The following is a 10,004-nucleotide window of genomic DNA, read 5'->3' on the forward strand; positions in this document are numbered from 1 at the left end:
GGGTGGGACGAGTCGGGTTGGTCGGATCCGACGTTGCCGGACGCGGCGGCGTTGGACCGGGCGGCCGGTGGTCGCCGGGTGTATCTGTCGCAGGCGTCGATCCATTCGGCGTTGGTGTCGTCGGCGTTGCTGGCGGCGTGCCCGCAGGCGGCGCAGGCGGCCGGGTACGACGCGTCGGGCTGGTTGCGGCGCGACGCGCACCATGTGGTGCGGGCGGCGGCTCAGGGGTCGGTGAGCCGGGCGCAGCGGGTCGAGGCGCAGCGGGTGGCGCTGGTGCGCGCGGCGTCGTTGGGGATCGCGGCGGTGCACGAGTGCGGTGGCCCGGAGATCTCCGACGAGGAGGACTTCACGGGTCTGTTGGGCATCTCCGGCGCGGGGTTGCCGGAGGTGTACGGGTACTGGGGTGAGCTGGGTGGCGCGGCGCGGGCCCGGGAGTTGGGCGCGGTGGGTGCCGGTGGGGACCTGTTCGCCGACGGGGCGTTGGGGTCGCGGACGGCGCACGTGTCGCAGCCGTACGGCGACGGTGACGGCTGCGGGCACGGGTATCTGTCGGCCGAGCAGGTGCGCGATCACCTGTTGGACTGCGCGGCGCATGGCATGCAGGGCGGGTTCCACGCCATTGGTGACGCGGCGATCGGCACTGTCCTCGACGGGTTCGCGGCGGCGGCGCGGACGGTGGGGGTGGAGCGGTTGCGGGCGGCCCGGCACCGCATCGAGCACGCGGAGGTCATGAACAAGCGGTTGATCGCGCGGTTCGTGGAGTACGGGGTGGTGGCGAGCATGCAGCCGGCGTTCGACCGGTTGTGGGGTGGCGCGGGGCGGATGTACGAGGCGCGGTTGGGGTTGGACCGGTCGTTGGAGTCGAACCCGATGGGTGCGATGCACTCGGTGGGGGTGGCGTTGGCGTTCGGGTCGGATTCGCCGGTGACGCCGCTGGACCCGTGGGGGTCGGTGCGGGCGGCGGCGGCGCACCACAACCCGGCGCAGCGGATGAGTGTGCGCTCGGCGTTCGCCGCGCACACCCGGGGTGGGTGGCGGGCGGTGCACCTGGACGTCGAGGGAGTCCTCGCGTTGGGGGCGCCGGCGACGTTCGCGGTGTGGTCGACGCCGGCGGGGACGCAGCGGGGTCTGCCGGTGTTGCTGGCGGAGGATCCGGAGCAGTGGGGTCCGGAGGATCCGACGCCGTTGCCGGTGTGTCGGCGTCTGGTGCTGCGCGGTGAGGTCATCTTTGAGGAAGGGTCGTCGTGACCGGGAAACTTGATCTTGATCCGGTGCTGGTGGCGCGGGCGCGGGAGTTGGCGCGTCGGGCCGGGCAGCCGGTGGTGGACCTGGCCCGCAGCCACACCACGGTGTCGGTGGAGCGGGCGGTGCTGCGGTTGGCGGGGGTGACCGGCGCCGACCCGGACGGCATTCCGTGGGTCAACCGGCTCGTCGACGCGGTCGCCGCGGACGTGGGGTTGGGTCACGGGGTGGCGGTGCCGGTGTTCGACGCCCTGGTCCGCGAGGGCAGCACCGACGTGACGCTGCTGGCGCAGAAGGCCGCCGCCGGGTCGGTGCGGTTCACCCAGCCGACCGGCCGGGCGGCGACGGCGGCCCGGTCGGCGGCGCGTAAGGCGGTTGGCGCTGGCATTCGACGCATCGACCGGCGGCGCGCCGAGCGGGACCGCCTGATCAAGCGCCACGGTGACCCGAAGCAGCGGCCGTGGATCTACCTGATCGTGGCGACCGGTGACATCTACGAGGACATTCCCCAGGCCCAGGCCGCGGCGCGCGCCGGCGCGGACGTGATCGCGGTGATCCGCTCCACCGGGCAGTCGCTGCTGGACTACGTGCCCGAGGGCGCGACCCGGGAGGGATTCGCCGGCACGTACGCGACGCAGGAGAACTTCCGGCTGATGCGCGCGGCGTTGGACGAGTCGTCGCGGGAGGTGGGCCGCTACGTGCGGTTGACCAACTACGCGTCCGGGTTGTGCATGCCGGAGATGGCGGCCCTGGCCGGGCTGGAACGCCTCGACATGATGCTCAACGACTCGATGTACGGGATCCTGTTCCGCGACATCAACCCGGTGCGCACGTTCGTCGACCAGCGGTTCTCCCGGCAGGTGCACGCCCGCGCCGGGATCATCATCAACACCGGTGAGGACAACTACCTGACCACCGCCGACGCGGTCGACGAGGCGCACACGGTGACGGTGTCGCAGCTGCTCAACGAGTTCTTCGCGCACGAGGCGGGGTTGGCGGACTGGCAGTTGGGGTTGGGGCACGCGTTCGAGATCAACCCGGAGGTGCCGGAGTCGTTCCGGTTGGAGTTGGCGCACGCCCTGCTGGCGCGGGAGCTGTTCCCGGACGCGCCGTTGAAGTGGATGCCGCCGACGAAGCACATGACCGGTGACGTGTTCCGGGGCAACCTGCTCGACGGGTTCTTCAACCTGGCCGGCGCGCTGACCGGTCAGGGCATCCTGCTGGTGGGGATGATGACCGAGGCGGTGGTGACGCCGTGGTTGTCGGATCGGGACATCGCCCTGCAGAACGTGCGGTACGTGCTGGGCGCGGCCGGTGGGCTGCACGAGGACTTCGTGCCGGCGCCGGGCGGTTTCATCCGCCGCCGCGCCAACCAGGTCCTCGGTGAGGCGCTGGACCTGCTGGAGCGCATCGGGGAACAGACGTTGCTGACAGCGATCGCCGAGGGCACCTTCGGGATCATGAAGCGGCCCGCGGACCGGGGCAAGGGCCTCGACGGGGTTGCCGCGCACGAGGCCGACTACTGCAACCCGGCCACCGACATCCTGGAGGCGGTGGCGTGAGCGAGCGCAGCGAGCGAACCGGCCAGCACAGCAGCGACGCGCTCACGCCGCCAAGCGGCGGCGTGAGCAAGCAGATCGTGCGGCCGTACGGGGACACCACCGGTGACGGCATGGTGCAGGTGTCGTTCACCCTGCCGGTGAGCCACGACAAGCGGGCCGAGGGCGCGGCGGTGCAGTTGGCCAACAAGATGGGCATCGACCCGGCGATGGTGGTGCACGCCAAACCGATGGGCGACGGGTTCACGTTCTTCGTCGTCTACGGGCGGGTCAACCACCTGGTCGACCTGGGCGCCGTGCAGGTCGTGGAACGGGACTTCGCGTTGCTGTCGGCGAAGGACGTCAACACGGTGATCAAGCAGCGGTTGCGGCGCAAACTGTCGGTGGTCGGGGCGTGCATCGGCACCGACGCGCACACCGTGGGCATCGACGCGATCCTCAACGTGAAGGGCATCGCGGGGGAGAAGGGCCTGGAGTACTACCGGGAGTTGAAGGTCACCAACATGGGCGCGCAGGTCAGCGTGCCGGAGTTGGTGGAGACCGCCCGGGCGGAGCGGGCCGACGCGGTGCTCGTGTCGCAGGTGGTCACCCAACGCGACGCGCACCTGCACAACACCCGGGAGATGTCCGCGGCGTTTCGGGAGGCGATGCCGGCGGGGCGGCGGCCGCTGCTGATCGTCGGTGGCCCCCGGTTCGACGAGACGATGACCGACGAGTTGGGTGTGGACCGGATCTTCGGTCGGGGTACCACACCCGGCGAGGTGGCCAGCTACCTCGTGCACGCCCTGATCACGCAACGGAAGGCGATGGCATGACCGACGCACGGCTCGGGTTGACGGTGACGCACCGACGGTACGTGCCGTACTCGCACGCCCACTACGCCGGCAACCTGGTCGACGGGGCGTACGCGCTCGGGTTGTTCGGCGATGTCGCCACCGAGGTGTGCATCCGCACCGACGGCGACGAGGGTCTGTTCGCCGGGTACGCCGACGTGCGGTTCCACGCGCCCATCCACGCCGGGGACGTGGTGGAGGTGACCGCGCGGGTGGCGCGGGTGGGCACCCGCAGCCGCACCCTGGAGTTGAGCTGCGCGGTGGTGTGCCGGGGCCGCCCGGACCGTTCCGCGTCCGCCGCGGAGGTCCTCGACCCGCCGATCGTGGCGGTCACCGCGAGCGGCACCGTGGTCGTCCCCGCCGCCAGAGTGAGCCGCGAGGAGTGAGCCGGGGTTGCGAGCCCCGCAGTCGCGAACCGGGAAAGCCTGCGACCCTGGCGGTCTGCGCCGACGTCGGCTCCACGTACACGAAGGTGGCGGTGGTGGACCTGGCCGCCGGTGTCCTCGTCGGCGCGGCGTCCGCGCCGACCACGGTGGGCACCGACGTGCTGCACGGCCTGGACGCCGCGGTCGCGGCGGCCACCGCCGGGCTGCGGGTGCGTGACGTGCCGTGGTACGTGTGCTCGTCGGCCGGTGGCGGGTTGCGGCTGGCCGTGATCGGCTATGAGCCGCTGGTCACCGCGCAGGCGGGCCGGCGGGTCGGGTTGTCCGCTGGCGCGCACGTGGTGCACGTCGCGGCGGGTCGGCTCGGCGCGGCCGACCTGACGGCGTTGCGGGCGGCGCGACCGGATGTGGTGCTGCTCGTCGGTGGCACCGACGGCGGTGACGCCGACACGGTCACCCACAACGCCACCCGGCTGGCCCGGGCCCGGTGGCGCAGACCCGTGGTGTACGCGGGCAACGCCGACGTGCGTGCGGCGTTGACCGGGTTGCTGCGCGACGCCGGAGTGCCGGTCACCGCGGCGGAGAACGTCCTGCCACGCATCGGGGTGCTCGCCCCGGCGTCGGCGCGGTCGGCGATCCGCGCGGTGTTCCTGCGTCACGTCATCGGTGGTAAACGGCTGTCGCGGGGCACCCGGTTCGCGGGGCTGGTGCGGGCGGCCACCCCCGACGCGGTGCTCACCGGTGTGGAGGTGCTCGCCGACACCCTCGGCGGTGACCTCGCCGTGGTCGACGTGGGTGGGGCGACCACCGACGTGTACTCGGTGCTCACGCCCGACGAGCGGGCCACCGGGCCGGGCCGGGAGGTAGCGGGCAGTCTGTGGCGGGCCCGCACCGTGGAGGGCGATCTGGGGATGCGGTGGAGCGCCCCGGGGGTGGTGCGCGCCGCCGTCGAGGAGCGGCTGCTGGCCGGGGACGAGTCCGACGAGCTGACGGCGGCCGCGGCGCGTCGGGCGGCCGACCCGGCGTTCCTGGCCGTCGACGACGTCGAGCGGGCCGTGGACGGGCGCATCGCCACCCTCGCCGCGACGGTGGCGCTGCGCCGGCACGCCCGGGGGACGGCCACCGGCGAGCGGGCCGGGCGGGACCTGCGCGACGTGCGGCTGCTGGTGGGCTCCGGTGGGGTGCTGCGGCACGCGCCGGCGGACGTGTCCGGGCAGGTGCTGACGGCGGTCCTGGCCGATCACGCCGGCGGGTGGGCGCTGCCGCGCGCCGCCGCCACGGTGGTCGACGCGGACTACGTGCTGGCCGCCGGAGGGTTGCTCGCCGAGGAACACCGGGCGGCCGCGGGGGCGCTGCTGCGTCAGCATCTGCGTACGCATTGAGACTCGCCGACCCGACACGCCGTGTCGCAACACACGACAGGCCGGGTGCGGGTTGACAACCGACGGGGGTCGGCACGTACCGTCTTTGAGTCCTACCACGGGAAGCGGCTGTTGTTCGCTTCGTCCCTTCGTCCGCTGGCCGAGCGACATGTTTCAGCGTCATCGTCGCGGCGGCCAGGTCCAGCGGGCGGGGGTCGGCGGGGCGGCGCGAACCGGCCGCGGTTACCGGTGTACGGGCAGGGTGAGGTGCACGGCCAGTAGACAACGGCCCGGCGGGGGCAGCCAGTCCACGTCCGGTCGGTCCGAAGGTCGTCGTGCCCCATCCTCGCCACACCGGCCGGGAAGGGCCTGGGAGCATCGGGGCGCGGCGTCAGCCGCGCCCCGATTTCATGTCCACCGGGCGGTTCGTGCCCGAAGGCCCGACGCGGCCGGTGCACCCGCCGGCCAGGTAACCTTCGCCCCGTGATCGAGGTGAAGCGGTGACGACCCTGGACCGGGATGAGACACACGCCCCGGCGGTGCCGCCCCGGCCGGTCGGGCCCGGTGGGCCGCTGCCCCTGCGGGTCGCCGCGCCCCTGGCCGTAGCCGCCGGATTGGCCCTGCTGGTGGCGTTCCCCCCGTACGGGGTGTGGCCGCTCGCGCCCGTCGGGGTGGCGTTGCTGGCCGCCGCCGCGCACCGGCGCCGGTTGCGCGCCGGCGCCGGGCTGGGCTTCCTGACCGGGGTGGCGTTCTTCGCCCCGCTGCTGGCCTGGACGAACCTGCACACCGGTTACCTGCCGTGGCTGCTGCTGTCGCTGCTCCAGGCCGGCTACCTGGCGCTGCTGGGCGCGGCCACCGCCTGGGTGTCGCCGCTGGCCGACCGCAGCCGGTGGGCGTGGCCGGCGTTGACCGGGCTGCTCTGGGTGGGGCAGGAGGCGCTGCGCGACCGCACCCCGTTCGGTGGGTTCCCGTGGGGGCGGTTGGCGTTCAGCCAGGACAGCTCACCGCTGCTGCGGCTGGCCGCGCTGGGTGGCGCCCCGCTGGTCACCTTCGCCGTGGCCCTGATCGGCGGGTTGCTGGTCACCGCCGCCTGGCGGGGCTGGTTCACCGCCCAACGCCCGGCACCTCAGGACGCCACAGCGCACCCGGACCCTCCGCTGGGCCCACCAGCGGCCACGTGGGGGCCCACCGGGCTGGCGACGTGGCGGTGGGCGCCGGTGGTCGTACCGGCCGTCGTGGCTGTCGCGCTGACCGCCGGTGCGCTGCTCGTGCCGGTCGCCACCACCGGGTCCGGCGCCACCGTCACCGTGGCGATCGTGCAGGGCAACGTGCCGCGGCTGGGCCTGGACTTCAACGCCCAACGGCAGGCGGTGCTCAACAACCACGTCGACGCCACCATCGAGCTGGCCGCGCGGGTCACCGCCGGGCAGCAGACGCGACCCGACGTGGTGGTGTGGCCGGAGAACTCCAGCGACATCGACCCGCTGCGCAACCCGACCGCCGGTGCGCGCATCTCCCAGGCCGCCGACGCCATCGGCGCGCCCATCCTGGTCGGCGCGGTGCTGCTGGGCCCCGGCACCGGGCAGGTCCGCAACGCGGGCATCCTGTGGCGTCCCGGCACCGGCGCGGACCTCGACCAGCTGTACACGAAACGCCACCCGGTGCCGTTCGCCGAGTACGTGCCGCTGCGCGACGTGGCCCGGATGGTCAGCAAACAGGTCGACCTGGTCCGCAGCGACTTCGTGCCCGGAAGCACCCCGGGCGTGGTACGCGCCGGCCCCGCCGTGCTCGGTGACGTGATCTGCTTCGAGGTCGCCTACGACGAGGTGGTCCGTGACACCGTCACCGGCGGCGCGCAACTGCTGGTGGTGCAGACCAACAACGCGACGTTCGACGTGGCGGAGGCCCGCCAGCAGTTGGCCATGGTGCGGTTGCGGGCGGTGGAGCACGGACGGCCGGCGTTGATGGCCTCCACGGTCGGCGTGTCCGGGTTCGTCGCACCCGACGGGCGGGTAAGCGATGCCACCGGGTTCAACACCCGGGAGGTCGTGGTGCGGCAGTTGCGCCTCGACGACGGACGCACCCTCGCCACCCGCCTCGGTTGGTGGCCTGAGGTGGCGCTCGCCGCGCTGGCCGCGGCGGCCCTGGTCGGCGCGGCGGTGCTACGCCGTCGGCAGCGGGTCATGCCCGGATAGCAACAGCCGGTACGCCGGCGGGAGCGGAGGAACCGTGATCCAGGCGACCGATACGATCCGACGCCCGGACGAGGTGCCCGGGGTGGGCCGGGTGCTGGTGGTGATCCCCACCTACAACGAGGCCGACAACATCGCCGCGATCGTGGGCCGGGTCCGGCGCGCCGTGCCGGCGGTGCAGATCCTCATCGCCGACGACAACAGCCCCGACGGCACCGGCGCGATCGCCGACGCCCTCGCCGACGGCGACGCGCACGTGCAGGTGCTGCACCGCCGGGGCAAGGAAGGCCTCGGCGCGGCGTACCTGGCGGGGTTCGGGTGGGCGCGCGAGCGCGGCTACCAGGCGGTCGTGGAGATGGACGCCGACGGCTCGCACGCCCCGGAGGACCTGCCGGCGTTGTTGGACGCCGCCCGCGACGCCGACGTGGTGATCGGCTCACGGTGGACCAGGGGCGCGCGAGTGCTCAACTGGCCGCTGCGGCGGCTGCTGCTGTCGCGCTGCGGCAACCTGTACGCGCGCCTGGCGTTGGGTATGCCCGTCTCGGACGCCACCGGCGGTTACCGGGTGTACCGGATCAGCGCGTTGGACGCCATCGACCTGGCGTCGGTGACCTCCCAGGGCTACTCGTTCCAGGTGGAGCTGTCGCGCCTGGCGCACCGGGCCGGGGTGCGGATCGTGGAGGTGCCGATCACCTTCGCCGAGCGGGAACACGGCGACAGCAAGATGAGCCCGAAGATCGTGGCCGAGGCGCTGTGGCGGATCACCGCCTGGGGTGTGCGCGACCGGCGCCAGTCGGTACGCCGGGGCCTGCACGGCACCGCCACCGGTCAGGCCCGGTGGCCGTGAGCGTGGTCGTGTCATGCTGGATGAGCGGACCACGTCCGTGGTGTCCGCAGGAATGGCGATGAGGTGAGATGCGCCGAGGACTGAGGTTCGTACCGTTGGCCCTGTTGCTGGCGGTGGTGCTGGAGCTTGCGGTGTTCGTCGGCGTGGGACGGGCGCTGGGGTTCGGTGCGGCGGTGTTGCTGGTGTTCGCCGCGTCCCTGCTGGGGTTGGTGCTGTTGCGCCGCGAGGGGATGCGCGCCTGGCGTGGGTTCCGTTCCGCCGCGGCTGCCGGGCAGCCCCCGGGTGGGCAGGTGACCGATGGCCTGGTGGGGTTGGCCGGCGCGTTGTTGCTGGCGGTGCCCGGCCTGGTCAGCGGCCTGGTCGGGGTGTTGCTGCTGGTGCCGCCGGTGCGTCGACTGGCCCGTGTCGGGGTGCGCCGTGCCACCGAGCGGCGGGTGTCGTCGATGGTCGCCGGTGACCTGTTCGGGCCGCGTACGGTGCGGGTGCGCCAGGGTGCGCCGCAACCGCAGCCGCAGCCGCAGCAGCCGCAGCCGCAACAGCCGGTGGTGGTCGACGGCGGTCGGGCCATCGAGGGCGAGATCGTCGAGCCCGGCCGGCACTGACAGCAGACACGCCACCGCTGGTCAGACACGACGACGCCCCCGGGGAAAACCCCGGGGGCGTCGTCGTGGTGCGTCGTGCGGCTCAGGCGCGGCCGCGGCGGGTCCGAACTTCCTGCAGGCGCTCCTCCAGGATGTCCTCCAGCTCGGCGATCGAGCGCCGCTCCAGAAGCATGTCCCAGTGGGTACGCGGCGGCTTGGCCTTCTTCTGCTCCGGCTCGCTGCCGTCGACGAGTCGGGCGACGCTGCCGTCGAACTTGCATTCCCAGGTCGTCGGGACCTCGGCGTCGACGGCGAACGGCACCTCGAACTGGTGGCCCTTGGCGCAGAGGTACTCGCGGGTCTGACGCGGCGCGAGCTCCGTGTTGCGGTCGGATTCATAGCTCACCGCGCCAAGGCGGCTTCCGCGCAGCATACGCTCGCCCATGATCGACTTCCCCTCGTTCGTGGTGCTGGTCTTCTGGGTGTAACGGTGCGTCCCCGCCGAGCCATTCCCGCCCGAGGGCGTGAGGCGTCCACGGGTGGGCCGGGACCAAGGGTAACCGGCCGGGACACGCACCCGGTGAGGTGATCCCCGGGCGGGTCCCGACAACGGTGTGTGTCCGCGGCCACCGGGGTGGTTAACCGCCCGAGCCTACCGAAGGTTGCGCCACGATCCTCAGCTGCCGTCGGCGTCGGTGGCGGTGCCGAGGCGGGCCAGCGCCAACGCCAGGTCGCTGACCTGGTCGCCGAGCTGCGCCACCCGCCGCTGGGCCAGGTCCCGGTCGGTCTCGGCGGCGTCGAGTCGTACCGTCAGGGCGGTGACCTGACCCTCGGCGGTCGCCGCGGCCTGCCGGGCCACGGTCAGCTCGGCGGTGAGCGTGTCGCGGTGCGCGGCCAGTGCGGCCAGTTCCGCGCGCAGCCGCGCGGCCAGATCCGCGGCCTCCTGCCGGGCCGCGTCGGCCTGTCGGGCGGCGACCTCGGCGCGGTCGCGGGCCCGGGCGACCTG

9 protein-coding genes and 1 pseudogene are annotated in these 10,004 nt (G+C 73.3%); 8 read left to right on the forward strand and 2 right to left on the reverse strand.

The window, feature by feature from the left end; genetic code table 11:
- The 8 genes from DLJ59_RS02400 to DLJ59_RS02435 all read left to right on the forward strand — a co-directional run.
- A partial coding sequence (locus DLJ59_RS02400) for an amidohydrolase (protein ID WP_124770880.1) occupies nucleotides 1-1,248 on the forward strand: 1,248 nt, incomplete at its 5' end.
- Nucleotides 1,245-2,804: a lysine 5,6-aminomutase subunit alpha gene (gene kamD / locus DLJ59_RS02405; RefSeq protein WP_124770881.1), complete on the forward strand. Its 1,560-nt coding sequence runs from the start codon at nucleotides 1,245-1,247 to the stop codon at nucleotides 2,802-2,804. The genes DLJ59_RS02400 and kamD, both read left to right, overlap by 4 nt.
- Before the next feature lie 62 nt (nucleotides 2,805-2,866).
- The gene (gene kamE, locus DLJ59_RS02410; protein WP_124770886.1) at nucleotides 2,867-3,616 is read left to right on the forward strand and encodes a lysine 5,6-aminomutase subunit beta; all 750 of its coding nucleotides are present in this window, start codon (nucleotides 2,867-2,869) and stop codon (nucleotides 3,614-3,616) included.
- A complete protein-coding gene (gene kal / locus DLJ59_RS02415; protein ID WP_124770882.1) occupies nucleotides 3,613-4,020 on the forward strand; it encodes a 3-aminobutyryl-CoA ammonia lyase in 408 nt (135 codons plus the stop codon). Before kamE ends, kal begins: the two co-directional genes overlap by 4 nt.
- 47 nt (nucleotides 4,021-4,067) lie before the next feature.
- Nucleotides 4,068-5,399 carry a glutamate mutase L gene (locus DLJ59_RS02420; protein ID WP_124770887.1) on the forward strand — a complete coding sequence of 444 codons (1,332 nt, stop codon included), beginning with the start codon at nucleotides 4,068-4,070 and terminating at the stop codon, nucleotides 5,397-5,399.
- Between the two features lie 479 nt (nucleotides 5,400-5,878).
- On the forward strand, nucleotides 5,879-7,573 hold the full coding sequence (gene lnt, locus DLJ59_RS02425; protein WP_124770883.1) for an apolipoprotein N-acyltransferase: 1,695 nt from the start codon (nucleotides 5,879-5,881) through the stop codon (nucleotides 7,571-7,573).
- Between the two features lie 34 nt (nucleotides 7,574-7,607).
- Complete coding sequence (locus tag DLJ59_RS02430; protein ID WP_124770884.1) at nucleotides 7,608-8,417, forward strand: polyprenol monophosphomannose synthase; 810 nt, start codon at nucleotides 7,608-7,610, stop codon at nucleotides 8,415-8,417.
- A gap of 68 nt (nucleotides 8,418-8,485) precedes the next feature.
- A complete protein-coding gene (locus DLJ59_RS02435; protein WP_124770885.1) occupies nucleotides 8,486-9,019 on the forward strand; it encodes an FxsA family protein in 534 nt (177 codons plus the stop codon).
- Nucleotides 9,020-9,101: 82 nt separating this feature from the next.
- Here the strand turns inward: DLJ59_RS02435 and DLJ59_RS02440 are convergent, their stop codons facing one another.
- Nucleotides 9,102-9,443 carry an RNA polymerase-binding protein RbpA gene (locus DLJ59_RS02440; RefSeq protein ID WP_030327608.1) on the reverse strand — a complete coding sequence of 114 codons (342 nt, stop codon included), beginning with the start codon at nucleotides 9,441-9,443 and terminating at the stop codon, nucleotides 9,102-9,104.
- Between the two features lie 231 nt (nucleotides 9,444-9,674).
- A pseudogene (locus DLJ59_RS36215) lies at nucleotides 9,675-10,004 on the reverse strand (hypothetical protein); the annotation flags it as partial.

Source organism: Micromonospora inaquosa (genome assembly GCF_003857055.1).
Taxonomy (GTDB): domain Bacteria; phylum Actinomycetota; class Actinomycetes; order Mycobacteriales; family Micromonosporaceae; genus Micromonospora; species Micromonospora inaquosa.

Excerpts from the sequence above, each read along its gene's own strand:
- DLJ59_RS02435 (WP_124770885.1), top strand. The coding sequence starts at position 8,486 with ATGCGCCGAGGACTGAGGTTCGTACCGTTGGCCCTGTTGCTGGCGGTG.
- DLJ59_RS02440 (WP_030327608.1), bottom strand. The coding sequence starts at position 9,443 with ATGGGCGAGCGTATGCTGCGCGGAAGCCGCCTTGGCGCGGTGAGCTAT.
- kal (WP_124770882.1), top strand. The coding sequence starts at position 3,613 with ATGACCGACGCACGGCTCGGGTTGACGGTGACGCACCGACGGTACGTG.